Here is a 25,565-nt window from a genome sequence, read left to right on the forward strand (position 1 = left end):
GGGGGAACAAAAACTAAAGAACCGCTCCTGCAGCGATAAGGGCGACGCAGAAGACGAGGACTGCGATGTCGCAGGCGGCAAAGGGGTAGCGCTTGTAGCTGCTTTTGCGCGTGCGCAGGTAAAAGCCGCGCTGCTCGGCGGCGAGCGCCGTAGCGTCGGTCTTGCCTACGCTCGAAATAAGCAGCGGGGCGCACAGCGGCAGCATGAGCTTGAGCTTCTTGACGGGGTTTTTGGTGTCGTACTCCACGCCGCGTGCTGTCTGCGCTTCGATAATCGCATTCATCTCCTGGCTGAACACGGGGACAAAGCGCAGCGCTGTGGTGAAGGTGAAAGCGTAGCGGTAGGGGACGTGCAGCTTCTCGACGCAGGCGTTTGCGAGGTCGTTGAGCTTGGTGACCATGAGCATCAAAACGAGCGGCAGCGCCACGCCCAAAAGACGAAGGCAGGCCTTGGAGCCCGTGATGAGACCGGTGTCGGTTACAAAAGCAAAAAGCGTCTCGCCTTCTCGCATGAAGGCGGTTTGAAGCACAAGCATGATCAAGGCGATGGGGATAAGCAGCCGCAGCAGCTTGAGCAGGCGATCGACTACGCCCGCGTAGGCGCCCAAAGCGAGTGTGAGCGCGAGCAAGCCGATGAGCATCGCGTAGCTTTGGGCTAAGAAGGTGGAGAGAATGATCGCTGCGGCGAGTGCGAGCTTTGCTACCGGGTTGAGCTTGTGCAGCAGCGTGGTGCCGGGCACGTAATCGATGACATTAACCACAATGGACCATCTCCTCGGTGATGCGAACGATATCCGAAACCTCGCCGACGCCTTCGAAGGCGGGCGAGACGGACTGCGAAAGGCGGCGTGCAAGCTCGATGACCTGCGGCGGTTCGATCGATGCTGCATGCATGAGCTCGGGCTGGGCAAACAGTTCGCGCGAGGGGCCCGATGCCAGGATGCGCCCATCTGCCATGACGGCGATGCGCTCGGCGAAGTCGGAGATCACCTCCATGTCGTGGCAGACCATGATCACAGCGCAGCCCGCCTCGGCCATTTGCTTTACCGTCTCCATCACGGTCATGCACTCGCGGTAGTCGAGTCCGCTTGTGGGCTCGTCGAGTACGATTACACGCGGCTCCACCACAAGGACGCTCGCGAGTGCAACCATCTGTCGTTGCCCGCGCGAGAGCGAAAACGGCGCCTCGTCGAGCGGGAGGCCAAACCGCCGCGCCACCTTGCGCGCCTTTTCGTGTGCGCGGGTCGATTCCGTTCCGTGGAGCTCGAGGCCAAAGGCGATCTCGTCCTCCACCGTCTCCCTGCAGATCTGACGGTCGGGGTTTTGGAAGAGCGTTGCGCACGAGCGGGCAATAACGCTTGTGGGGGTAGTTTTGGTATTGGCGCCCGCAACGTGCACGCTGCCTGCGTCGGGTTTGAGCAGGCCTGTGAGGAGTTTGGTGAACGTGGTCTTGCCTGCGCCGTTTTGACCTACAAGACCTATGAGCTCGCCGGGGCGCACTTTAAGGGTGAGGTCGTGTACTGCAGCTCCGCCCAGGGGGTAGGCAAAATCAACATGTTCGAATGCGACCACGGGCTCTTGTGCTGTCGCAGGCCGGGGCGCGTGGGGCGAGGGGGCAGCGAAGCGCTTCGTGTCGTGAGAGGCGTTTCCCACTGCGTGCTTGATAAGCGCCTCTGCTTCGTCGACGGTAAGGCAAGGCGACGCTTGAGAACAGACTTTCTTGTGTGCAAGGCTGTTTGAGATGCGAGCCACGCGGGGGCTGTCGACGCCGATTCGCTGGAGTTCTTCGGCATGCGAAAAGACCTCGTGCGGCGTTCCCTCGAGGGCGATTTTCCCATTATCGAGCACGACCACACGGTTGCAGAATGTGGAGAGCAGCGCCACCTTCTGCTCGATTACCACGACGGTCACGTTTTGTTCGCGGTTGATTTTCGCGAGCGTATCGAAAACGAGCAGCGAACTTGCCGGGTCGAGAGCGGCGGTGGGCTCGTCGAGTACGAGCACACGGGGCTGCAGCGCCATGATTGCGGCGATGGCCACCTTTTGCTTTTGGCCGCCCGAGAGCGTGGCGATTTCGCGATCGCGCAAGTCGGCAATGCCAACGGTCTGCAAGGCGTCCGCGAGACGCCGCTCGATTTCATCGTGCGGCACGCCAAAGTTTTCCAGGCCAAAGAGCAACTCGTCTTCCACAACGGAGGCGACCATCTGGGTATCGATATCTTGGAGCACGCTTCCAACGATGCGCGAGATATCGGTGAGCGTGACCTCGCAGGTATCCTCGTCGGCAACATGAACAGCTCCGTAGAGCGTTCCCCCAAAGTGATGGGGAATCGCTCCAGAAAGGCATGCCGCGAGAGTGGATTTGCCTGCACCCGAAGGGCCGATGATGCCGAGGAAGTCGCCTTCGCCTATCGCGAGCGAAATATGGTTCAACGCGGGCACGTGCGTCTCGCGATACGAGAACGAGACGTCCTCAATGTCGATAATTGGATTCATAACGGCCTTTCGGTTCAAGAGGGCAAACACGGGCGATGCTTTCGCTCAAAGGGCGCGAGGGCACCTATGAAGGCATCCTCGCGCCGGGCAATGCGCCCCCAGGTTATTTTTTGATTGCTTTGGCAAGGGGGAAGAACAACGCTTGGACCACAACGGCGTTGAAGATGGCAGTTCCCAGCACCAGGGGGACCTTAGGCAGCGCGGCCTCCAGGCCAAAACCCGCCATGAGCGTTCCCGCGACAGCGAACAGGGCGCCGGATACGAGGGTGGTGACAAACGTTGCGATAAGCGCGTTTACCTTGGCGCCGCCGATACTGCTTTTGACAAGGATGGCCATCGTCAAAGCGCCGGCAGCCTCGGTCAAGAAGTTAAGGCCGGGAATAGAGGTGGTGAACTGGATCACTGCGGCGGAGATAAGGCCGTAGACGATCGATTGGGCAAGAGTGGCGCGGGTGAGCGCAATGGCGAGGGCGTATGCCGCGATGATGAACTGGGGCTTGATACCGGTCATGGCCAGCGCGTTGCCAGCGGTCATGTTGAGGATAAAGCCTGCGGCAAGAAGGATGGCGAGCAGGACGAGGGAAGAGATGTCGACGAGGCCATGAGAAGAGGTCTCGGCAGAGACGATGCGTGCGGCGGAGTTGGACATAACGCGGGGTCCTTTCGAGAACGAGAGATGAGATGTCGAGCTATTGGGCTGCCCGTTTGGCTGACGTGAAGGCTAGGAGAGCTTGAGGGCTTTCTTGATGGGCAGGTAGAGGGCTGCGACCAGGATGCCATTGAAAACGGCGGTAGCGGCGACGACGGGAAGCATGGCGGCGGCGAGCTCTGCCACGAGGCCGATCATCGCCATCTTGATGACCATGAAGATGCAGCCGGAGACAAGGGTGGTTGCGAATGTGGCAACGGCTGCTGCGACGGGAGAGATGGTGTCGCGGCGCGATGCGGCGGTGACGATTGCGGCCATGAGCATTGCGGCGATGCCCTCAGCGGCGAAATCGATAAACGGCGAGCTGGTGGTGATCTGGATTACGGCGGCGGAAATAAGGCCGATGACGAGCGCCTGGCCAAGATTGGGACGAACGACAAGGATGGTGAGGCAGAAGGCGGAGATGATGAACTCGGGGCTGATGACGCCGCCCGAAATGCTCGAGATCGCCTTGCCGACGGTGAAGTTGAGGATAAAGCCGGCGGCCAAGAGAACGGCAAGAAGAACAAGAGCGCGAACGTCGAGGGCGCCGTGGTCGGTGGTGGAAACGGTGCGGGGCTGGGCTGCTGCGTTAGGCATGGTGATCAACCTTTCTTGAGGTGTTTTGGAGGTTTGTCGTCGTTGGTGGGTAGATGCGATGGAGGCGCGTGATGCGTGCGGTGGAAGCCGAGATAAAGAAAAAAGCCCCCGGTCGAAACCGGAGGCCTCATCATTTGCCTAGAGCTATTTTAGGCGTGAGGGACTCACAGTCGACCGACCGTATACGCATCACGCCACCACCAGTTCATGACAGAGTTGTTGGAGAAGTTGATCATTCTGGTGGCTCCTTTCGGGTAAGCGAAGTTATTTAGGTTGCGCTGCACTATAGCACAGTAAGAAGGCGATACAACAAGTATTTCAAAACTGTTTCTGCGGGTGGTAGCAGGGCGCGAACCCGCGGTTGCGTTTCTCTAATGGTCCTTGGAATTGAGCTTGGAGAAATCATCGACAATGATATCCAGGCATTTTGGCAATGCACGCGCGCCAAAGACGCCCGAAGGATTGGGAATGAGCTCGCCGTCGTACTCCATGCCCAATGAAGGCGAGCAGGTGATTGTCGCCTCTTTTGCCTGAAGCATCTTGAACTGGGGGCGTCCGAGTCCTTTGCCTGCGGGGTCAAAAACGCCTGCGAGCAGGGTAGGGAGCAGCTGTACCGTCGCCACCGGTTCGATGACGGCGATGTCGATGAGACCGTCGTTCATGCGGCAATCGGGAAACAGATTGATGTCGTTTTGAATCACTGCGGTGTTGCCCACCATGCATCCGATGCCATCAAACTCATCGACCTTGCCATCGTGTTCAATCGTGAAGTGCGCTACCTGAGGGTTGGGAGTGGCAAGTGCGGAGAGCGCATAGGCGATTTCGCCGATCTCGTTTTTGTTTGGCGCTGCCTTTTCCATAATGGCGGCGTCAAAGCCGGAACCGGCGATGATGATAAAGCCGTGGCGCTGCTCGTTGCCTTCGGCGTCATTCCAAAAGAGCTCGCCCATGTCGACAGGGACAGTATGTCCACGGCGGCATGCCTTGGCAAGGGCGGCAGCCTCCGGCGCGTTGCCGATGTTGTTGAAGAACAGGCATGCTGTGCCCGAAGGGAAGATGAGGGTGGGGACATGCGTGTCGCGCAGACAATCGAGCACGTTGGAGACGGTGCCGTCACCGCCCGAGACCACCACGCGGTCAAACGCGGTGACATCGCGCGTGGCGTCTTCTGGCTCCATGCCCTTACCGATGAAGCGCATGGTGATTTCGTCCCCTGCTTGAGCGAGGGCGTGAGCAAAGGCATAGATCTCGTCGGAGCGGGTGCCCGAGGCGGGATTGTGGATGATAAGGCAACGCATACGTTTAGGTCCCGTTCGTCGTAAAGCCCTGTATAGTTTATGTAGCGATATCCTACCCTGCGCACGAGTGCGCCAACCATGATTCTGGAGGAGCATGTACATCTCCACATATGAGGAGCTCCTGGCCTTTTGCAAGCGCGCCGCGGCCTTTGATGCCGTGGCCATCGATACCGAGTTCTTGCGTGAGCGAACATACCATGCACGTCTGTGCCTGGTGCAAGCCGCGACGCCCGAAGAGTGCGTGGTCATCGATCCCATTGTTATCAAGGACCTCTCTCCTTTGGCTGAGCTGATGGGTGATGAGGGGGTTATTAAAGTGTTCCATGCCTGTTCGCAGGATATGGAGGTTCTTTATCATACGTTAGGTGTGCTTCCTGCTCCCATCTTTGACACACAGGTGGCTGCCGCTTTTTTGGGCGAGCGCATGCAGATGTCCTACAACGGTCTTGTGCATGCTTTTTGCGATGTTGATTTACCAAAAACCGAGTCGCTGACCGATTGGTCTCGTCGTCCTTTGAGCGATTTGCAGCTTGAGTATGCCGTGGACGATGTGCGCTACCTCATTGTGGCATACGGGGTCATTATGGATAGGCTTGGGCAGCTTGGCCGCGTGTCGTGGGTGACCGATGAGATGCGACCGCTTGCGAACGTTGAGCACTACGTTGTCGACCAGCGCCTCGCGTTCAAGCGCGTCAAGCGCATCAACTCTTGCACGCGTCGACAACTCGCCATCGCCCGCGAACTCGCGGCGTGGAGAGAGCGCCGTGCCGAGCGTCGTAACGTTCCGCGTAAGTGGATCATGTCGGACGAGGTTTTGGTTGCCTTGGTTAAGCGTGCGCCCAAGACCGTTGACGATTTCCGTCGTACACGCGGAACCGAGCAGCTTTCCGAGGCGGATGTTGACGCTGCTCTCGTCGCCATCGAGCGTGGGCGCAATTGTCCTTCCGATAAGCTTCCCTTCATCAGTCGACCGCATCATACGCCTACGCCCGAGGTCGAAAGCGTTTGCGACCTCATGTACGCGCTCATGCGCCTGGTTTCTGAACGTTCCGGCGTGGCCACTGCCATCATTGCGAGTCGCGATGAGTTGTTCTCCTATATGGAGCATCCCGAGCGCAGCCCACTGCGCGATGGCTGGCGTTTCGAGCTTGTGGGCACGCTGCTCGACGATCTTTTGGCTGGCAATATGGGTCTGACCGTAAAAGACGGATCTGTCGAGATTCTTTAGGCGATCAGCCAAAAGAGGTGCGCTCCGGTGGGGTGCACCTCTTTTCTTTTGGAGAAATTAGATAGTTAGACAAACGTCTAACTATAGAGTATGATGCTGTTGAAGACGATTGGAAGGAGGCTCCGTGGCAGGAGAGGGATTCAAGGCGCTTGCAGATCCCACGCGACGGCGCATCTTAGAGTTGCTGCGCGGCAGCGACCTGACGGCGGGGGAGTTGGCTGAACATTTTGATATGAGCAAGCCCTCTTTGAGTCATCATCTGGCAACGCTTAAGAGCGCGGGCCTCGTGAGGGACGAGCGCCACGGGCAAAATATCGTATACAGCCTCAACACTACGGTCATGCAGGATTTGATCGGGTGGTTTATGGGGTTTGCAGATAATGAGGACAATGGGGATGAATAAGGAAACAGGGATGAATAAGGAAAAAAGGGGCGCTCGTACTACGGGCGTATCGTTGCGCGTATGGATTGCCCTTATCGTTTTGTGTTTGGTTAACGTGGCGGCCCATCTCATCGTGATGCCGAGCTTACCCGCGCAGATTCCTACGCATTGGGGAGCCGATGGATCCGTCAACGGCTGGGGTCCGCGCTGGATGGCCTCCGCACACGGTGCTCTGCCGCTGGCGTTTTTGGCGATGTTCTATGTGGTGCCACGTATCGACCCTAAAGGCGAGGCATATCGAACCTCGGGCAAGTTCTACCAGGGTTTTGTGATTGCTTTTACGCTGATTATGTGCGCTATCGGCTGGCTGTGCGAGCTGACGGTATGGGGCATCGTCCCTGCTCGCGGCGTGGTGAATGTGGCAGTTTCCACTGCTATCGGCCTTTTGTTCGTGGGCATTGGCAATTACTTGCCGCGCATCAAGCAAAACTACACGATGGGTGTGAAGACGCCCTGGGCGCTTGCCGACCCCGATAACTGGCGCCGTACCCAACGCTTTGGCGGCAAGTGCTTTGTCGTTATGGGCCTTGGTATGGTTTTGCTGGGACTGGTGGCCCCACTGTTTTCGGATTCTATGGTCGTTGTCGGCACTGTCGCATTGGTCCTGGGCGGCACTGCGGCTATATATGCCTACTCGTATCTCGTGTGGCGCAATGCGGAAAGACGGTCGATGTAAGACGCGCCTTTCGCTGACGCCGCTACGCTCCGCGCACTAGCGCCCACAACACGGCGATGATGACGGATGGAAGAAGGTTTGCCGTCTTAAAGATCTTGCCCCAGATAAGATTGACGCCTGCGCAGAAGATGAGCATGGATCCTGCGAGCGATAAGTTGCTGAGCGCCCATTCGGTCATGAACGGCTCGATAAAGCGCGCGAAAATCGTGATGGTGCCCTGAAAGACCGCTACTGGCAACGCGGAGAAGATGGCGCCACGGCCCATGGAGGCAGTCATGGCACAAACCATGATGAAGTCGAGTGCGCCTTTGATAGTGAGTGTGGTGTAATCGCCAAGGATACCGTCCTGGATGGATCCCACGATGGCCATGGCGCCAACGCATACGGTGAGGGACGGGTGACAAAGGCATCGACAAAACCGTTCTCCGAATCACCCGCAAAGCGATCGCGTAGCCATTCGCCGAGGTGCTCCATGCGCAGTTCGAGATTGAGAAACTCGCCGATAAGCGTGCCGACGGTAAACGAGACGATGATCATTCCCGCGCCGCCGCTCGCCAGGCCGTCGTTTGTCACCTCGAGCATCTTTTCGAGCGTTCCCGCGAGGCCGATGAACAGCACGCAAAGGGCTGATGCCTTGAGCAAAGCGTCTTGTACGCGGGGCGTGATAAAGCGCCTGCCAAGAAGTCCGGCGAGGCCACCTGCGATGAGGAGCGCGACATCGATGACGGTTCCGAGTCCGATCACGGCTGCTGCCTTTCTCAATCAATAGGGAGATGAACTGCCTACAGGATTTGTTCTAGGGGAGGGGATCGCTTATGCAACAACAGATAAGCCTAGCATGTGATGGAGCGCTTCCCAGGTCCATATCTCCCAACGGTAGTCTTCCTGTTGCCTTTGCACAGATGAAGCAGAAAAACCCTTTTGGCATGCCGCTTGCCGTTGCCAAATGGGGTTTCTTGCTTCACTTACGAACGGATACTCTTTCTTCGAGGCTGCTGTTACCCGTGGTCTTTCGGTAGGCGCGCAGGACACGGGTAGGGACGCTGGCAGCGGCATGCGACAATACCTGGCGTAAGAAACATAAAACCCGAGCTAACGGAGTGAAAAATTGGCCGAGTTTATCTACTCTATGTATCAGGCGCGCAAGGCGCATGGCGACAAAGTTATTCTCGACGACGTGACCCTGAGCTTCTTCCCGGGAGCAAAGATCGGTGTCGTGGGACCTAACGGCATGGGAAAGTCGACCCTGCTCAAGATCATGGCGGGCATCGAGGAGGTCTCTAACGGCGACGCCAAGCTCACCCCTGGCTATACCGTGGGCATCCTTCAGCAGGAGCCGCCACTCGACGAGGATAAGACCGTTATCGAGAACGTGCGCATGGCGTTTGGCGATCTGATCGCCAAGGTCGATCGCTTTAACAAGATCGGCGAGGAGATGTGCGATCCCGAGTGCGACATGGATGCGCTTATGGCCGAGATGGCCACCTTGCAAGACGAGATCGACACCGCCGACGGCTGGGACATCGATTCCAAGCTCGGTCAGGCCATGGATGCCCTTCAGCTGCCTGATTCCGACATGCCCGTGAACGTCCTTTCTGGTGGCGAGCGCCGTCGTGTGGCCCTGTGCAAGCTGCTGCTTGAGGCTCCCGACCTGCTGCTGCTCGACGAGCCCACCAACCATCTGGATGCCGAGTCCATCTTGTGGCTCGAGCACTTCCTCCACAACTATCCCGGCGCCGTGCTTGCCGTCACCCACGACCGTTACTTCTTGGATAACGTTGCCGAGTGGATCTGCGAGGTCGACCGCGGTCACCTGTATCCCTACAAGGGCAACTACTCCACCTACCTGGAGACCAAGGCCGCGCGCATCGAGGCGCAGGGCAACCGTGACGCCAAGCTTGCCAAGCGTATGAACGCCGAGCTCGAGTGGGTTCGCTCCTCCCCTAAGGCGCGCCAGGCCAAGAATAAGGCACGTCTTGCCCGATACGAGGAGATGGAGGCCGAGGCTCGTGCGAGCCAAAAGCTCGATTGGACCGACATCCGCATTCCCGTGGGCCCGCGTTTGGGCTCCAAGGTCCTCGAGGCGCATCACCTGCACAAGGAATTCGATGGCCGTGTGCTGATCGACGACCTTTCCTTTAGTCTGCCGCGCAATGGCATCGTAGGCGTTATCGGTCCCAACGGCGTGGGCAAGACGACGCTGTTCAAGACCATCGTGGGCCTTGAACCTCTGACCTCGGGCGAGCTGGAGATTGGCGAGACGGTCAAAATTTCCTACGTTGACCAGAACCGCGAGGGCATCGATCCCAACAAGAGCCTGTGGGAGGTTGTCTCGGACGGCCTTGACCGCATGATGGTGGGCGAGACCGAGGTTCCCAGCCGCGCCTATGTGGCGAGCTTTGGCTTTAAGGGCCAAGACCAGCAGAAGCGTGCCGGCGTACTTTCTGGCGGTGAACGCAATCGCCTGAATCTCGCCCTTACCCTCAAGCAGGGCGGAAACCTGCTGTTGCTCGACGAGCCCACCAACGACCTGGACGTCGAGACGCTTTCCTCGCTCGAGGCAGCGCTGCTTGAGTTCCCGGGCTGCTCGGTGGTCATCAGCCATGACCGTATGTTCCTTGACCGCGTGGCTACGCACATCCTGGCCTGGGAGGGTACGGACGAAAATCCCGGCAACTGGTATTGGTTCGAGGGCAACTTCGAGTCCTATCAGGAAAATCGTGTGGCGCGCCTGGGCGAGGACGCTGCTCAGCCGCACCGCATCCATCGCAAGCTGACGCGCGACTAGGCGCCGGCAAGCCTGCCGTATCGACGATTTAGGCTTATCGCTTGAGTCAAAAACGCCTCGAATCCGTTTTGGATTCGAGGCGTTTTTTCGTTACAGCTCGGAGGCTTCGATTTGATCGATGACCCAAGTGGAACCTGGGGTATTGGGATGGCGTCGCAAGTGCACGATTGCCTCGTGACGTTTTCCGGCTTGGGTGTAACGTAGGGTGAAAGACGCGCGGTTGCGGGTGGCGTCGATGGTGCCCCGCTCGCGGGCGATCCAGTAGTATTCGCCAGCGATGCCCATGGCGTCTGCTCCAAAGGGAAGAAGCGACGCAAGCTCGAATAGGATATCGCCTGGGCAGAACACTTCGGTAGAGAAATCTACGGGATAGTCGGGGTATTGTGCTGCGGGATCGATGGGCGCAGGGGTGGGCACGGGCGCAGGGGTGGGCACGGGAACCGGGAGCTCGACGGGTTGCGACACGGGTTTTGCTGCAGTGGCGGCCTCCGGTGCCTTCTCCAGGGCTTCCATGGGCTCGCTATCGTTTGCGGGCATGTCATCCTTGATGGGCGTGAGATCGGAATCTTGTCCGTCAGAGCTTTGCTCGGCTGCGAATGCGTCCGCCATGGGATTCGATTCGAGCGTGGTGACGCCTGCGTTGGCGTTGTCAGGGTCGTAGATAACGGTCAGTGAGATGGCGGGGAGGGAGTCGCTTTCCTGCTCTTCGACGGTTGGCGTCTCCTCGCCCTCTTTTGTCGTATTAATTTTGAGGGTATCGTCTTCGACCGGCTCGGCTACATCGGAATCCTCCTGTTTGCAGGTGGTTTCTTCTGCCTGGGAGTCAGCATCATTGGCAGTCGCTTCGTCGAGGACGGCCGTTTCGGCCTGGGCTTGCGCGGCAGCTTCGACGGGAGTTTTTTCGACCGTCTCGATAGATTCGAGAATCTCGCGCTTGACGCGGCGCGGCTTCACGGCCTTGATTGACTTGTCGCCGCGCTTTTTCTTCCAGGATTTGCCGCTGGTATCTGCCTTTTTTTGCGGTGCGGCTAGAGCTTCGTCCCATGCGGGCTGAGCGATGACGGTCGCATAGATGCGGCCTCCTTTGAAGACGGTGAGTTTGATGAAATCGTCTAGCTCTTCCAGTAGTTCACGCGTGGATTCGAATCCAAGGTCTGCGGCGCCAAGGGACTCTTTTTCGAGGGCCTCTTCGACCTGGGTGAGAAATGTCTGCTTGCCGCAGCCGATGGCTTCGGAGAGCAGACGGTAGAGATAGATATGATTTCCGAGGGTAAGGGAGGTGTTCTGAGGCATATGAAATCCTAACCTGAGTCTGTCTGCAGGTTATGGTACCACCCACCCTATGGATTCAAACGCCTTAGATAGCGCTTTGCAGCCTATGCGGACGTGCTACTTGTCGTATCGGCGTTACCTTTGGTCGAGTTTCCAGACGAGGTTTGAGAATCCGAGCTGTCTTCCTTGCCGGTGCCGGATGCCTCGGAGTCGGAGGTTCCGTTTGACGTAGTTCCATTGTTTCCGGTTGCGGAAGACGAGTCTTGGTTTTGACCGGTGCCGCTCGAGGGGGTGGAGCTAGTAGATGCGTCGTTGCTTGCTGCGGTGTCTTGGCTGGTCGACGCGGCGGCCTCGGCCTGCGGCGTCTCCGGCGTTTTGTCCGATTGCTCCTGGGCGGGCTCTGCCGCAGACCAGGGAGCGGGTACGCGCTCGCCCAGGCCTTTCCCTTCGGTGAGGGCAAGGATGATCGCCACGCTCAGAGCAACAGCGAGCACTGCCGTTCCAACAGAGAACATCACGACTTTGCGTTGGGTTGCCGCGCGTTCGGCCGCGGCGCGCGCCTGGAGTTTAGTGGGGGCGATGCGTGCCCCGTAGCGCGCGGGCTGACGATCGTAATAGCCTTGTGCGGCGCGCTCGCTATAGCCATAGCCCGACACGTAGGCGCTCGAAGGACCGGGCCGTTCGGGCTCGTGCTTGAGCTTTGCGGCGCCTGCCGAAAGGAAATGGCGATAGATCTGAGAGCTCAGCACGGTCACGATGGAGCTTACTGCTGCGCCGATCACCGAGCCCGCGATGCCAATATGCGAGGCGAGCGCGACAGAGGTCGCAGCTGCTGCGGCGCCGGCGATAACCTGAGGGATGGAAAGTCCCTCGAGCAACTTCTCCTTAGGCGCAATCGCTTGGGTTTGTCCGATAAACTGTTCTTGTTCGCGCTGGTAGACACGGGTGCGACGGGTGTCGGTGTAGCGCTCTTGTGCATTATTAAGGGCCATGGCGGAGTTCTCCTCCCGCGGCATAGGTGGTTCGTTTAGGGCTGCGTTTCGCGGTGTGCGCGTGGCGCGCACTCGATTGTTGTACCCCAGGTCGCGTTTATGAACGCATTCGCGTGAGTCAACAGAAAGTGCCAACAGACGTTAAGAGGCTGTGTTGGTTTTGCATCGCTTCTGTGAGGGTTCGACTCCTGCGAGCATAGACGCGAGGTGCTCGCTTTGCGATAAAAAAGCGCCCGGTTGTCGGGCGCTTGATCGCGTGGCTGCTATTCGACGGGTGGCATGGGCTTCCAGGAGGGGTCGGAGAGAATTTTTGCTCCATCTTTCCATCCGCGGCGCAGCGCGGGTACACCGGTCTTGAACGTCTTGTCTACAACGGCAAGGCGGATGAGCTCCTTGCAGAAGGTGGCGACATTGCCCAGGCGGAAGAGTACCGGATTGTAATCGCCGTAGAGCTTGAGATAGCGAGCGAGATAGGCGCGGTTGCGCATGATGTAGTAGCGGTTGGTATCGCTGGTGGAGTTGAGCTGACGCTTTCCGGCGATGTCCCAGTTCGAGACCACGCGGGCGCGCTGCAGGATGAGGTCGGATACCACGGCGGCGGGGAAGTGCTTGCTGGCGAGGTAGCCATAGCAGGCGTCGTCTCCATAGATGAAGAAACGCGCGTCGGGGTAGCCGATCTTCTGCACCACGCGGCGGCTAAAGAGGCCACCTTCAAAGCAGAGCTGATTCATTGGCTTGCATCCGGCCTCTCCTAGGTTGGCGGGGGCTACCGGGTTGGGGATGCCCAGGGGCACAATGAGCTGATACTGCCAAAAGAAGGGGCCGCCATCGAAATCAAGGCGCGATCCTTGGATTGCGTCGTAGCGGTCGGTCCACTTAGCCAGGCGCGAGATTGCCTGGGGGATAACGAGCACATCGTCGTCCATGACCCAAAACCACTGGGCACCCAGCTCATAGGCACGCTTAACGCCGGCCGAGAAGCCGCCGGCGCCGCCTGTGTTTTCAAGCTGTGGGGCGTAGACCGCGCGATCTGCGCTTCCTTCGGTATCTGCCTCGTCACCGTGGCCCCAAAGGGTAAGGCAGCGCTCGTTGAATTTCGCCACCATCTGTTTGGTGGCGGGGGAGTTCTCGTTATCCACGATGACGATGCGCCAGGGGGCATCGTCAAGCGCGGCGATTGAATCAAAAAGGTTTGCGAGCATTTCTTGGCGCTTATAGGTGACCACGACGAGCGCAAGACGCTCGATGGGCGATGCGGATGTGCCAGCTGTTTGGATTTCGCTCACGTTTGAAGACCTTTACGACGTCATTTCCGATGAATCCATTATAGAGTCCCTGCGGCATCTTGAGAAAAACCGCGTATTCCGATGATGTCTGGGAGGCGACGCCTCGTGCCGGCGTGCGCTTGGGCACGGCGGGGTATTATGGAACCAATCAATTTTGGCTCGAAAGGTGGCTTTGTGGACCAACATGCTCAACCGGTGCTATCGCTTCTGGTTCCCATCTATAACGTGGAGCGCTATCTTCGGCAGTGCCTCGATTCCGCTGCGGCACAGACGCTCGAGAACATCGAGATTATCTGCATTAATGACGGTTCTACCGATTCGAGCCCTGCGATTATCCGCGAGTACATGGAGCGCGATGCGCGCTTCGTCATGATCGACAAGGCCAACTCCGGATACGGCGACTCTATGAACCGGGGCCTCGACCAGGCGCGCGGCGAGTACGTTGGCATTTTGGAGTCGGACGATTTCATGGCGCCCGATGCGCTCGAGAAGCTGGTACATGTCGCGCGCGCTCACGATGCCCAGATCGTCAAGGGAAACTTCGACCTCTATTGGTCGACGCCCGAGGAGCACCGCGAGCTTTTTGAGATGTTTTCTCCCAACCGCTGTGGCAAGGTCGTGCGCCCCGCGGCGGATGCCTTTGCATTCCACCAGAAGCCTTCTATCTGGTCTGCCGTCTATCGGCGTGATTTCCTGGAAGATGGCAATATTCGTTTCCTCCCTACGCCGGGCGCCGCATTCCAGGATGCCTCCTTTACGTTCAAAGCGTTTGCCTTGGCGGACCGAGCGGTGTGGATCCACGATTCGATCCTCTCGTATCGTCAGGACAACGAAGGCTCCTCGGTCAATGCTTCCAACAAGGTCTTTTGCGTCAACGACGAATACGCGGAGATTGAGCGTTGGCTCTCGTGCGAGTATGCCGAGCGTTGCGGTGAGGAGGAGGCGGCGCGCCTGGCGCGCATTTGCCAGGCGGTGAAGTACGACTCCTATATGTGGAGCTATGTGCGTCTAGCACCGCAGTTTCGCGTGATGTTCTTGGAGCGCATGGCGTCCGAGTTCAAGGTAGCGCTTGATGACCATACATTCGAGCTTGCCGACCTTAAGCCCTGGAAGCGTGCGAACCTGGAGAGCATCTTGAAAGATCCCGCTGCGTGGGCATGGGCAAACGAGCGCTATGCGACTTCGGGCAAGTTTGGACGCGCGATGCATTATCTCAAGCTTGGAGGCCCTGGGCTCCTTCTTGCCTATGCAAAAAGTAGGTCGGACCATGAGTAGCTCAACGTTGGCGCCTGCCGTTTCCCTTATCGTTCCGGTTTATAAATCCGAAGCCACGCTCGGCGCGTGCCTGGATTCACTCCTTGCGCAGACCGAGGCCGATATCGAGATTATCTGCGTCAACGATGGCTCGCCCGATAACTGCGCGAGCATCCTTGAGTCATACGCGTCTCGAGATGCGCGTATTTGTGTGATAACCCAGCAAAACCAGGGACTTTCCGCTGCGCGCAATGCGGGCATGGATGTCGCGCGCGGGCGCATCGTCGACTTTGTCGATTCCGACGATACCGTGTCGCCCGATCTTTGCCGGCGGCTTGTGGAGGTGTTCGATGCGACTGATGCCGACGTGGTGACGTTTGGCGCGGTGTGTGAGCCCGAGGACCGTGCTTCAAAGCGCATACGGCAGCTGCTCAGTCCCGCTGCGGCAACGTTTGATACCTTCGATGCCGCGCTGCTCTTCTCTGCGAATGCTCAGCCTTATGCCTGGCGCACCGCTATGCGCCGTGCGTTTATGGAGCGCGAGAACATTCGCTTCTCGACGCGCTTGCGCTTTGCCGAGGATGTTCCGTATCAGTTTATCGTTTACCCATTGAGCAAGAAGACGGTGCTCATTCCCGATAAGCTCTATCACTATCGCATGACGGATGGATCGCTCACCCATGTGTATAACACCGAGGCGTCGCGTGCGCAGAAGGTCGAGCAGCATCTCTTGATGTTCGAGGTGATTTTTGACGAATGGCGTAAACGTGGCCTGCTCGGGCTGTGTCCAGGCGAGATGGTTGCTTGGTGTCTGGACTTGACGCTGTTCGATCTGGTGCGCCTGCCATCTGCAGAGGCAGACGCGTGCGCGCTGCATCTATCTCGCTTGTTGCGCGACGTCTACGGAGAGAAATGGTACACGCTTCCGCCCAAGGGAGCGCAGCGGCGTGCGGCGTTCGCCGTGGCGCAGGGCGCAGAATCGGGGTTCGAGATGAGAAAGCGTGACCTGATTGCCTTTTTTGCTGCCACACGCGGTGTGAAAACTTGCGTGGAGCGTTTTATCTGACGCATCCGCTACACGTTCAATGCGAGGGAGATTGACATGAAAGACGGGTTTGTTCGAGTTGCCGCGATGACGCCGGCACTGCGCGTGGCAGATGTCGACTACAACGTCGATGCGTGCGCCGATGCCGTGCGCGCGGCGAAAGCCCAGGTTGTGGTGCTTCCAGAGCTTGCTATCACCTCATATACTTGCGAGGATCTTTTTTTACAAGAGGTGCTGCTCGATGCCGCCGAGAAGGGCGTGGCCCGCTTGGCCGAAGAGACGGCAGGCGTCGATGCCCTCGTGCTTGTGGGCGTGCCCGTGCGCGTGGCAGCGAAGCTCTACAACTGTGCCGCGGTGCTGTGCCATGGCGAGCTTTTGGGCCTTGTGCCCAAGCGGAATATCCCCATGTACGGTGAGTTCTACGAAGGCCGCCGCTTCTGTTGCGGCCCTACTTCGGTGAGCATGGTCCGTTTTGCCGGCTGCGATGAGGTTCCGTTTGGCACCGAGCAGCTTTTTGAGTGCGATACCATGCCGGGCCTTGTCGTTGCCGCAGAGATCTGCGAGGACCTTTGGGTCCCCAATCCTCCGAGTACCGATGCCGTTCGTGCAGGTGCCACGCTTGTCTGCAACCTCTCGGCTTCTAATGAGTTGGTGGGCAAGGCGGACTATCGCCGCAACCTGGTTGCTTCCACCAGCGCTCGCCTTATGTGCGCCTACGCTTACGCCAGTGCCGGCTGGGGCGAATCGACGCAAGATGTAGTCTATGGTGGCCACTGCTTGGTTGCCGAGAACGGCCGCATGCTGCGCGAGGCAGATCCCCTCAACGATATCGAGCTTATCCGTGTAGGGGAGGGACATGCCGCTGCAGGTGCTGCCGCCGTGGTCGACTTTGGACTTTTGGCGGCAGAACGTCGCCGCATGTCCACGTTCTCGGTCGAGGCGGATGCTTCGGGCTATGCAATTTCCTCGTTTGACCTTGATGTATGCGAGGTCTCGCTTGACGATCGATTTGTCGACCCGCATCCGTTTGTGCCGGCGGACCCCAGTCGCCGCGCGGAGCGTTGCGAGTCGATTTTTGCCATCCAAGCGCATGGTCTTGCCAAGCGCTTAGCGCACACGCATTCCCGTCGCGCGGTGATTGGCGTTTCCGGCGGTTTGGATTCCACGCTGGCGCTGCTGGTGTGTGCCCGCGCCTTTGACCTGCTGGGTCTTGACCGCAGCGGAATTCTCGCCATCACGATGCCGGGATTTGGAACAACCGACCGCACGCACGGCAACGCGACGGCCATGAGTCGAGCGCTTGGCTGCGAGCTGCGCGAGGTCAATATCGCCGCCGCAGTACGACAGCACTTCCTAGACATTGGGCATGACGAGTCTGATCACTCCGTCACGTACGAGAACGCGCAGGCTCGCGAGCGCACGCAAATTCTCATGGATGTGGCAAATCGCGAGGGTGGCTTGGTGGTGGGTACCGGCGACCTTTCCGAGTTGGCCCTGGGCTGGGCAACCTACAACGCCGATCATATGAGCATGTACGGCGTCAATGCCGGTGTGCCCAAAACCCTTGTGCGTCATCTGGTGCACTATGTTGCCGACGAGGCGCACGCTAAAGGCGATGAGGGTCTTGCCACCGTCCTTCTTGATGTTCTTGACACTCCGGTTTCTCCGGAGCTTCTTCCTGCGACGGAAGGCGGCAAGATCTCGCAAAAGACCGAAGACCTTGTTGGTCCTTATGAGCTGCACGATTTCTTCCTGTATCAGGTACTGCGCTGTGGATTTGCACCGAAAAAGGTGTATCGACTGGCGCTTGCCGCTTTTGATGGGCGCTATGCGGGCGGCGCTGATGCCGATGGCGCCTGCGTTGGTACCTATGATGCCGAGACCATCATGAAGTGGCTCAAGAAGTTCTACTGGCGCTTCTTCTCGCAGCAGTTCAAGCGCAGCTGCCTGCCCGATGGCCCCAAGGTGGGCTCCGTTGCCGTGAGTCCGCGCGGGGACCTGCGCATGCCGAGTGACGCCGCGGTCGCGCTCTGGCAGGCGCAGCTTGAAACCCTGTAAACGCTAACGGGTATTGGCAATCCAAGCTGCTTTGTAAACGCTGCCGTGCATCCGCCTTTTTGAACATCGCGGGTGTGCGGCAGCGCTACACTGAAGAGCATTGTTTTTATTTCGCATAATCGAAAGGTTCGTCCTATGAAGTTTTCCAGCCGACTCGATCGCTTTGGTGACGAGGTTTTCGCCGCCCTCAATAACCGCCGTGTCGCTCTGGAGGCCGAGGGCCGAACTATCTACAATCTCTCGGTGGGAACACCTGATTTCGAGCCGTACCCGCATGTGGTCGATGCTGTCGCGCAGGCTATTCAGGACCCTCAGATGTGGAAGTACTCCCTGCGCGATCTGCCCGAGCTCAAGCAGGCTGTGTGCGACTATTACGTTCGGCGTTTTGGTGTGAAGGGCATTACGCCCGATATGGTCTGCTCCGTTAACGGAACGCAGGAGGGGGTGGGCGTATTTGGCCTTGCCATGCTTGACGAGGGCGATACGGTGCTCGTGCCCGATCCTTGCTACCCCGTGTTCGAGGCGGGCGTGAAGATTGCCGGTGGCGAGCTCGCATACTATCCGCTCAACGCCGAACACGATTTCCTGCCGTATGTGGAGGGTATCGATCCTGCGGTGGCAGATCGTGCCAAGTACATGATCGTTTCGCTTCCCGCCAATCCGGTTGGATCGGTGGGCACGCCCGAGCTGTATGCCAAAATTATCGAGTTTGCACGCGAACATGATTTGCTTATCGTTCACGACAACGCGTATTCGGACATCACCTTCGATGGTCCGCGTGGCGGCAGCTTCCTGCAGTATCCCGGCGCGCTCGAGGTGGGCGTGGAATTCTTCTCGCTCTCCAAATCCTTTAACGTCACCGGTGCACGCATTGGCTTTTTGGTGGGGCGCTCCGATGTGGTTGCCGCTTTTTCCAAGCTTCGCAGCCAGATCGACTTTGGCATGTATCTGCCGCTGCAAAAGGCGGCCATTGCGGCGCTTACCGGTCCGCTCGACGAGGTTGAGCATCAGCGCTTGATGTACCAGGAGCGTCGCGATGCCTTGTGCGATGGTCTTGAGAACCTTGGGTGGGAGCGCCCCAACGCACACGGCTCGATGTTCGTTTGGGCCAAGTTGCCCGCAGGCCGCACCGATTCCATGGCGTTTTGCGAGGAGCTTATGGAGCAAGCCGGTGTGATTGTGACCCCGGGTGCGAGCTTTGGTCCCCATGGCGAGGGATATGTGCGTATGGCGCTCGTTCTTCCGCCCGATGGTTTGCGCGCTGCCGTTGCCGCCATCGCGTCCGCAGGGATTGTTGGTTAAAAGGACAATCGATGCAATTGCATGTCTTTTTCGGTAAGCGGTAGATGAATAGCCGACGAGTGGTTCATAATGGGTTTGTTAATAACCTCGGTTGGACCTAGAGAGACAGCTGGGCCCAAGAGAGATGGGAGTGCCATGGTTAACGATAGGAAAGTCGCCATCGTCGGTTGCGGTTTTGTGGGATCTTCTTCTGCGTTCGCATTGATGCAGAGCGGATTGTTTTCCGAGATGGTCCTGATCGATGTCGACAAGGACCGTGCTGAGGGTGAGGCTCTCGACATCAGCCATGGTACACCGTTTGGCCATCCCATGAAAATCTATGCGGGCGATTACGAGGACGCTGCCGACGCCGCCATCATCGTCGTTACCGCTGGCGCTGCCCAGAAGCCGGGCGAGACCCGTCTTGACCTCGTGAACAAGAACGTCTCCATCTTCAAGTCCATTATTCCGCGCATTCGCGAGGTGGGCTTCGAGGGCATTTTGCTCATCGTCTCTAACCCCGTTGACGTTTTGACGTATGCCGCCATGAAGATGTCCGGTCTACCCCAGAGCCATGTTCTGGGCTCCGGTACCGTGCTGGACTCCGCACGCCTCAAGGAGGCTCTGGGTGCCCACCTGGATGTCGACCCGCGCAACGTTCACGCCTACATCATCGGCGAGCATGGCGACTCCGAGCTTGCAGTCTGGTCTTCCGCCAATGTTTCCGGTGTGCCCCTGAACGATTTCTGCGAGATGCGCGGTCACTACGATCACCTGGCGTCCGAGAAGAAGATTGCCGACGACGTTAAGAACGCTGCCTACAACATCATCTCCAAGAAGCACGCTACCTACTATGGCATCGCCATGTCCGTGCGCCGTCTGTGCACGGCGATTATGCGCGACGAGAAGCACATCCTTCCCGTTTCCAGCCTCATGGTGGGCGAGTACGGCCTTGATGACATCTGCATCTCTATGCCTACCATCGTGGGTCGCGATGGCGTGGAGTGCCGCGTGCCGGTTTCGCTTTCCAACGAGGAGTACGCCGAGCTGCATCGTTCTGCCGACGCTCTCAAGGACGTCATGTCCAACGTCGACTTCGAGGCGTAAAAACCCTCCTCGTGTGTCAAAAAGTCGACAGGTTTATTTCGACACATTATATAAAGATGCAGGTCAGGACCTTGTTGGTTCTGGCCTGCATCTTTATATTGACGAGCAATGTGACAGAAAGTCCTCTGGTTTAATCTGTCACATTTCGATTCTGTCTGCTGTTTGGGTAGGATGAAGGACGGAAGCATCTGAAGCGGGGAGGGGCTCATGGACGATCGTAAAGAGGGCGTGAGTGCTTCGGGCAATTTCCTGACCTATGCTCAAACCGCTCTGGATACATGGAATGAGCGACCGTTTTGTGCGGTCGATAGCCTCGTTTTGTCCTGGCTTGCCTACTATCGGCTGCCTGCCGATTGCCCTTCTGTTAACACCTGGGAGGGCGTCGACGTTCGCGACCTTTTGCGCCTGGAATGTCGCGAGTCCATGACAGGGGAGCTATGGGATCCACAGGGCAGTTGGGACTTGTTGGTCGCCGTGTGCGCCAATCCACGCTATCGCGGCATGCGCGTATGCGGCTATCGCGCGGTGTTTGACGCGGCGGCGGAGGAACAGTTTGCCGCCATGACGTTTTGTTTACCCAACGGAAGCGTCTACATTGCCTTTCGAGGAACCGATTCGACTATGGTGGGCTGGAAGGAAGACTTCAACATGTCTTTCCGTTGTCCTGTGCCTGCGCAAACAACAGCGACTTCATATCTTGAATCGGCCGCGCTCGCGCTGGACGGCCCACTTATGTGCGGGGGTCATTCCAAGGGTGGAAACCTTGCGGTCTATGCGGCGAGCATGTGCGACCCCGCTGTGCGCGAGCGCCTTGTACGCGTGTATTCCCATGATGGCCCTGGCTTTAATGAGACGTTTTTGGGCGGCGCGGAGTATCAGGCGCTGGCGGCTGCGGGCAAGATTGACAAAACGCTCCCGTGCTCTTCGATTATCGGTATGATCTTTGAGCATCAAGAGGATTATGCTGTGGTCGAAAGCTGCGACTTTGGTCTTTTGCAGCACAATCCCTTTTCCTGGGTGGTGCCGCAGGGGGCAACCGATTTCGCCTATTGCGAGGGTCTCTCGGCGGGCGCGCGCTATATGGATGATGCTCTGGCTGCATGGGTTTCCGGCGTGACGCCTGCAGAGCGCGGCCGTTTTATTGACGAGCTGTTTGGGCTGCTGAGCGTTACGGGCGCGGAGCACTTTTCGGATATCGCTGCCGATTGGCAGCAAAACGTGCCAAAGATTCTTTCTGCGCTTTCCGAGGTTGATTCCGATACGCGGAGGTTCCTCATCGATACCCTGGCTGCTTTCGCACGCTGCGCGCTGATTCCCAAACTGCCCGAGCTTTCCAGTTTGACCGAGACGCTTCGGGCGTCATTGTCTTTGGGGCCCGCCGCCGGAGTCTCCGCTTGGCGAGAGAAAGTCGCAGCCTTGCGTGAACGCGAATACGGATCTGGTTCGAACAAGGCGCTGTAGTTTTGGTTTGCGCCCCGCATGTGCTGGTATCATGGCAGGGTTCAATTCGCACCGAGGAGCATATCGATGAAGATCAATCACGCCATCTTGCATATTCTGGACTTTGAGTCTGCGGTGAACGTTATCAGCCAGCGCGAGCTCGATCTCGAAGACAGCCGCGCGTGCCGTCAGTTCGTCACCACACACTTGCGTCGTGCGCGAGAAAGCGGGGACAACAAGCGAGCGACTTTCTCCGAGGAATCTGCATTCGGCAGCGAGCTCAAGAGCTATTTCTATGGTGAGCGTGACTTCATCGATCTTTCGCAGCAGGTGGCTGATTTCATTGGTGGTGAGCTTTCGCGTGCTGACAAAGCCCAGTCAACCGATATCCTCGTTGCCGATTTCGATGATGACGACGATGTGCGCTGGTTTGCCGTGATGCTTCTTTCGAGCAAGCAGGCGTTTATGCACGAGGTGGGTACCGATGCCGGTCAGACCGTAAACGGCATCGCTCGCCATTATGCGATTCTGCCCAATCCCTCGCAGAAGCTGCAGAGCTACTGCGTGGTGCGCGCAAGCACTATGGAGATCGGCTACGTGGACAAGAAGCGCAAGATCGCCGGCGAGGACCGTATGTTGATTCCGGAGGGCTTGCTGCAGTGCGAAACGGGCGTCTCGGGCAAGGAGGCTATCGACACCGTTACGCGCGTGGTCGAGGAAGTCGCCGAAGAGCACGGCGCTAACACTGCGGTGGCGCTTGCTAAGGTCAAGGCCGCTGTGGCCGAGCGTGTTGAGGACGACGAAGAGCTACCGCCCTGGGATATTGTCGACGAGGTGTTCGAAGACAGTCCTCAGATCAAAGAGAGCGTTAAGTCCGCCCTGCGCGAGGAAAAACTGCCCGAGCACGTGCCCGTGGAGCGCAAGCAGGTTGAGCGCGCAGCCGTGCGCAACCATAAGATTCGCACCGATACCGGTATTGAGATTAGCTTCCCGGCCGAGATGGGCTCCAACTCGGATTACATCGAGTTCGTTAACGAGCCCAACGGTCTCATCTCTATTGAGCTCAAGAAGATCAGCAGCATCGAGAACCGATAGCGCGGCGGGCTGCACAGTTCAGGTTATATGAAAAGGGAACCCCGAAGAGCTAATGCTCCCCAGGGCTCCCTTGCCTTACAAATCGATTGTCTGCTGCAGGCCGTCTGTCGCTACAGCTGGCGCAGCCCCTCCTCGAGACCGGTCTTGCTATTGGTCTTCTCGTCGCGCTGCTTGATGACGCGGGCGGGAACGCCTGCTACGACAGCGCCCGCGGGAACGTCCTCGACGCACACGGCGCCGGCGGCGACGACGGCATTTTCGCCCACGTGCACGCCTTCGAGCACAACGGCGTTAGCACCGATGAGCACGCCGTCCTCAACGATAACGGGCGTAGCGCTTGCGGGCTCGACGACGCCGGCCAAAACGGTACCGGCGCCGATATGGCAGTTCTTGCCCACAGTGGCGCGGCCGCCCAGGATGGCGCCCATATCGATCATGGAGCCTTCGCCAATCACGGCGCCGATGTTGATGACAGCACCCATCATGATCACGGCGTTGTTCCCGATGGACACGCGGTCGCGGATGGTTGCGCCCGGCTCGATGCGTGCGTTGATGCCCTTCATATCCAACAGGGGCACTGCCGAATTGCGGCAGTCGTTTTCGATGTCAAAGTACTCGATATCGTCTGCATGGGCTTCAAGAATACCTTTGAGCTCAGACCAGTCGCCAAAGACAACCTGCCCCGCGCCCTCACCATAGGTGTGAGCGGAGCCGAAGTCGACCGCCCTGCCTGCCTTAATGCGCACGTAAACTTTCACGGGCGTCTTCTTCTTGGCGTTGGCGATGAAGTTGATGATCTCCTGTGCATCCATATTGGTGTCGTTTGACATGGGGCTTCCTTTCAAAACGAGGGGCGTAGCCGGCGTATGGTTCTTGTTGGCGTCCGGCTACTCGAACATAACTTGGTCAAAGGTGTAGAAACCGGGTTCGCGTTTTGCGAGTTTCTGCGCGGCGGCAAGTGCGCCGTTTACGAAAATCTGGCGGCTTGTGGCACGGTGGGTGAGGGAGACTTCCTCATCGGTGCCAAAGAAGCTCACCGTGTGCACGCCCGCAACGGTGCCGCCACGCAGCGAATGCATGCCGATCTCTTTGGAATCGCGCTTGCCGCACATACCCTCGCGTCCATATTGGGCGTAATAGTCGCTTTCGGGTTCGGCGGCAATAACCTCGTCGAGGAGCATCTTTGCCGTGCCAGAAGGGGCGTCGACCTTTTGGTTGTGGTGCGTCTCGCAGATCTCGACATCAAAGCCGGGGAGCTCACGCGTTGCCTGCGCCACCAGGTGGCGCAGCGCCGCCACGCCGATGGAGTAGTTGCCACTCCACATGACGGGGGCGTGCTTTCCCAGTTGCTTTACCTGCTCGAGCTGTTCTGCGGTGTAGCCCGTGGTGCCGCTCACGAGCGCTGCGCCCGTGCGTTCGACATAGGCGGCAACGGCGGGCAGGGTGCAGGCGTTGGAAAAATCGATAATCACGTTGGCGGCGGGAGCCGAGGCCAACGCGTCCGTGTCAAAGCCGATCTGCGCCTTGATGTCAAAAAGCGCTTCGCCGGATGCGTCCGTCATGGACTCGGCGGTTGCCTTGATGAGCGAGCCCATACGGCCCGTCCCCATGATGATGGTGCTAAGCAATGATATCTGCCTCCTTAAGTGCTGCCAAAAGAGCGGCACGGGTGTTGTCTGCCATGGGCATGAGCGGCATGCGATAGTGAAGGTCGAGCAGGCCCATCTGGCTCAGGGCCTCTTTGACGGGAATGGGATTGACCTCGCTAAAGAGCGCTTGGATGAGCGGCTGACCGGCGATTTGAATCTCTCGCGCACGCTCAACGTTACCATCCAGATACGCGTGGCACATCTCATGGACGAGCGCGGGCTGGACATCTGCCCAGACGCTGATGGCGCCCGAGGCGCCCAGGCTCATAAGCGGCACAGTGAGGGCGTCTTCGCCAGAGTACATGCGAAAATCGTCGGACAGAAGATGTGCGATGCTCGCCGCAAATGCAACGTTGCCGCTGGCCTCTTTAATGCCCATGACGTTGGGATGGGCAGCCAAGCGCTCGACGTTGTGCTTGCTAATGCCGCAACCGCAGCGGCCGGGAATGTTGTAGAGGATGCACGGGATGTCGACGGCGTCTGCCACGGTCTTGAAGTGCTGGTAGATGCCCTCTTCATTGGATTTGTTGTAGTACGGCGTGATGGTGAGCAAGCCATCTGCGCCCAAGCGCTGGTAGGAGAGCGACTTGTCGAGCATCGTGGCGGTCGAGTTTGACCCGGAGCCTGCGATAACGGGGATGCGTCCGGCAACCTGCTTAACCACGGCGGCAACGACGGCGTTGTCCTCCTCGTCGGTCATGGTTGCGGATTCGCCCGTGGTGCCGAGCACCAAAATGGCGTCTGTGTTGTTTTGCAGATGGAAGTCGACCAGGCGCTCAAGCGCGGCGAAGTCGATGCTGCCATCGGCGCAAAAAGGCGTGACGAGAGCTACGATCGAGCCCTCCAGATTGCGGATATCCATTATTGAGTC

At 58.4% G+C, this 25,565-nt stretch carries 22 protein-coding genes and 1 pseudogene; 11 read left to right on the forward strand and 12 right to left on the reverse strand.

Going from position 1 to position 25,565, the window contains the following annotated elements:
• Window positions 1–13: 13 nt before the first annotated feature.
• From BQ9843_RS02290 to BQ9843_RS02310, 5 genes are all read right to left on the reverse strand, one after another.
• Window positions 14–760 carry an energy-coupling factor transporter transmembrane component T family protein gene (locus tag BQ9843_RS02290; protein WP_075843740.1) on the reverse strand — a complete coding sequence of 249 codons (747 nt, stop codon included), beginning with the start codon at window positions 758–760 and terminating at the stop codon, window positions 14–16.
• A complete protein-coding gene (locus BQ9843_RS02295; protein ID WP_075844091.1) occupies window positions 753–2,495 on the reverse strand; it encodes an ABC transporter ATP-binding protein in 1,743 nt (580 codons plus the stop codon). Before BQ9843_RS02295 ends, BQ9843_RS02290 begins: the two co-directional genes overlap by 8 nt.
• Window positions 2,496–2,598: 103 nt before the next feature.
• A complete protein-coding gene (locus BQ9843_RS02300) occupies window positions 2,599–3,144 on the reverse strand; it encodes a tryptophan transporter (protein ID WP_075843741.1) in 546 nt (181 codons plus the stop codon).
• Between the two features lie 72 nt (window positions 3,145–3,216).
• Window positions 3,217–3,783 (reverse strand): tryptophan transporter, encoded by a 567-nt coding sequence (locus BQ9843_RS02305; RefSeq protein WP_075843742.1) that lies wholly within the window; start codon window positions 3,781–3,783, stop codon window positions 3,217–3,219.
• 371 nt (window positions 3,784–4,154) lie between these two features.
• The gene (locus BQ9843_RS02310; RefSeq protein ID WP_075843743.1) at window positions 4,155–5,081 is read right to left on the reverse strand and encodes a diacylglycerol/lipid kinase family protein; all 927 of its coding nucleotides are present in this window, start codon (window positions 5,079–5,081) and stop codon (window positions 4,155–4,157) included.
• Window positions 5,082–5,175: 94 nt separating this feature from the next.
• Between BQ9843_RS02310 and rnd the strand changes: the two genes are divergently transcribed.
• From rnd to BQ9843_RS02325, 3 genes are all read left to right on the forward strand, one after another.
• The gene (rnd, locus tag BQ9843_RS02315) at window positions 5,176–6,309 is read left to right on the forward strand and encodes a ribonuclease D (protein ID WP_075843744.1); all 1,134 of its coding nucleotides are present in this window, start codon (window positions 5,176–5,178) and stop codon (window positions 6,307–6,309) included.
• Between the two features lie 124 nt (window positions 6,310–6,433).
• Entirely contained in the window at window positions 6,434–6,712 is a 279-nt protein-coding gene (locus BQ9843_RS02320; protein WP_075843745.1) for an autorepressor SdpR family transcription factor, read from the forward strand.
• A gap of 10 nt (window positions 6,713–6,722) precedes the next feature.
• Window positions 6,723–7,427, forward strand: a complete 705-nt coding sequence (locus BQ9843_RS02325) for an SdpI family protein (RefSeq protein WP_075843746.1) — start codon at window positions 6,723–6,725, stop codon at window positions 7,425–7,427.
• Between the two features lie 22 nt (window positions 7,428–7,449).
• Here BQ9843_RS02325 and BQ9843_RS02330 read toward each other — a convergent pair.
• Window positions 7,450–8,171: pseudogene (locus BQ9843_RS02330) on the reverse strand (DUF554 domain-containing protein).
• A 364-nt stretch (window positions 8,172–8,535) separates the two neighbouring features.
• Between BQ9843_RS02330 and ettA the strand changes: the two are divergent.
• Window positions 8,536–10,215 (forward strand): energy-dependent translational throttle protein EttA, encoded by a 1,680-nt coding sequence (gene ettA / locus BQ9843_RS02335; RefSeq protein WP_075843747.1) that lies wholly within the window; start codon window positions 8,536–8,538, stop codon window positions 10,213–10,215.
• Window positions 10,216–10,305: 90 nt separating this feature from the next.
• Here the strand turns inward: ettA and BQ9843_RS02340 are convergent, their stop codons facing one another.
• From BQ9843_RS02340 to BQ9843_RS02350, 3 genes are all read right to left on the reverse strand, one after another.
• Complete coding sequence (locus tag BQ9843_RS02340; protein ID WP_075843748.1) at window positions 10,306–11,508, reverse strand: hypothetical protein; 1,203 nt, start codon at window positions 11,506–11,508, stop codon at window positions 10,306–10,308.
• 83 nt (window positions 11,509–11,591) lie between these two features.
• On the reverse strand, window positions 11,592–12,479 hold the full coding sequence (locus BQ9843_RS02345; RefSeq protein ID WP_075843749.1) for a hypothetical protein: 888 nt from the start codon (window positions 12,477–12,479) through the stop codon (window positions 11,592–11,594).
• A 263-nt stretch (window positions 12,480–12,742) separates the two neighbouring features.
• A complete protein-coding gene (locus BQ9843_RS02350) occupies window positions 12,743–13,765 on the reverse strand; it encodes a glycosyltransferase (protein ID WP_075843750.1) in 1,023 nt (340 codons plus the stop codon).
• Between the two features lie 174 nt (window positions 13,766–13,939).
• Between BQ9843_RS02350 and BQ9843_RS02355 the strand changes: the two genes are divergently transcribed.
• From BQ9843_RS02355 to BQ9843_RS02385, 7 genes are all read left to right on the forward strand, one after another.
• Window positions 13,940–15,040 (forward strand): glycosyltransferase family 2 protein, encoded by a 1,101-nt coding sequence (locus BQ9843_RS02355; protein WP_195906604.1) that lies wholly within the window; start codon window positions 13,940–13,942, stop codon window positions 15,038–15,040.
• On the forward strand, window positions 15,033–16,085 hold the full coding sequence (locus BQ9843_RS02360; protein WP_195906605.1) for a glycosyltransferase: 1,053 nt from the start codon (window positions 15,033–15,035) through the stop codon (window positions 16,083–16,085). The genes BQ9843_RS02355 and BQ9843_RS02360 overlap by 8 nt, the downstream gene beginning before the upstream one ends.
• 36 nt (window positions 16,086–16,121) lie before the next feature.
• Window positions 16,122–18,122: an NAD(+) synthase gene (locus BQ9843_RS02365; RefSeq protein ID WP_075843753.1), complete on the forward strand. Its 2,001-nt coding sequence runs from the start codon at window positions 16,122–16,124 to the stop codon at window positions 18,120–18,122.
• A gap of 135 nt (window positions 18,123–18,257) precedes the next feature.
• Entirely contained in the window at window positions 18,258–19,424 is a 1,167-nt protein-coding gene (locus tag BQ9843_RS02370) for a pyridoxal phosphate-dependent aminotransferase (protein ID WP_075843754.1), read from the forward strand.
• A 135-nt stretch (window positions 19,425–19,559) separates the two neighbouring features.
• Window positions 19,560–20,510 (forward strand): L-lactate dehydrogenase, encoded by a 951-nt coding sequence (locus BQ9843_RS02375; RefSeq protein ID WP_022386384.1) that lies wholly within the window; start codon window positions 19,560–19,562, stop codon window positions 20,508–20,510.
• Between the two features lie 207 nt (window positions 20,511–20,717).
• Window positions 20,718–21,971 (forward strand): DUF2974 domain-containing protein, encoded by a 1,254-nt coding sequence (locus BQ9843_RS02380; RefSeq protein WP_075843755.1) that lies wholly within the window; start codon window positions 20,718–20,720, stop codon window positions 21,969–21,971.
• A 66-nt stretch (window positions 21,972–22,037) separates the two neighbouring features.
• A complete protein-coding gene (locus tag BQ9843_RS02385) occupies window positions 22,038–23,045 on the forward strand; it encodes a nucleoid-associated protein (RefSeq protein ID WP_075843756.1) in 1,008 nt (335 codons plus the stop codon).
• A 110-nt stretch (window positions 23,046–23,155) separates the two neighbouring features.
• On the opposite strand, the gene dapD is transcribed toward BQ9843_RS02385, so the two are convergent.
• Genes dapD through dapA form a run of 3 tightly spaced genes read right to left on the reverse strand, consistent with a single transcriptional unit; the run spans window position 23,156 to window position 25,556 of the window.
• Window positions 23,156–23,875 carry a 2,3,4,5-tetrahydropyridine-2,6-dicarboxylate N-acetyltransferase gene (gene dapD, locus BQ9843_RS02390; protein ID WP_075843757.1) on the reverse strand — a complete coding sequence of 240 codons (720 nt, stop codon included), beginning with the start codon at window positions 23,873–23,875 and terminating at the stop codon, window positions 23,156–23,158.
• A gap of 57 nt (window positions 23,876–23,932) precedes the next feature.
• The gene (gene dapB / locus BQ9843_RS02395) at window positions 23,933–24,673 is read right to left on the reverse strand and encodes a 4-hydroxy-tetrahydrodipicolinate reductase (RefSeq protein ID WP_212745618.1); all 741 of its coding nucleotides are present in this window, start codon (window positions 24,671–24,673) and stop codon (window positions 23,933–23,935) included.
• Window positions 24,666–25,556, reverse strand: a complete 891-nt coding sequence (dapA, locus tag BQ9843_RS02400; RefSeq protein WP_075843758.1) for a 4-hydroxy-tetrahydrodipicolinate synthase — start codon at window positions 25,554–25,556, stop codon at window positions 24,666–24,668. Before dapA ends, dapB begins: the two co-directional genes overlap by 8 nt.
• Window positions 25,557–25,565: the final 9 nt, after the last annotated feature.

It is taken from the genome of Collinsella bouchesdurhonensis, from assembly GCF_900155365.1.
GTDB lineage: Bacteria > Actinomycetota > Coriobacteriia > Coriobacteriales > Coriobacteriaceae > Collinsella > Collinsella bouchesdurhonensis.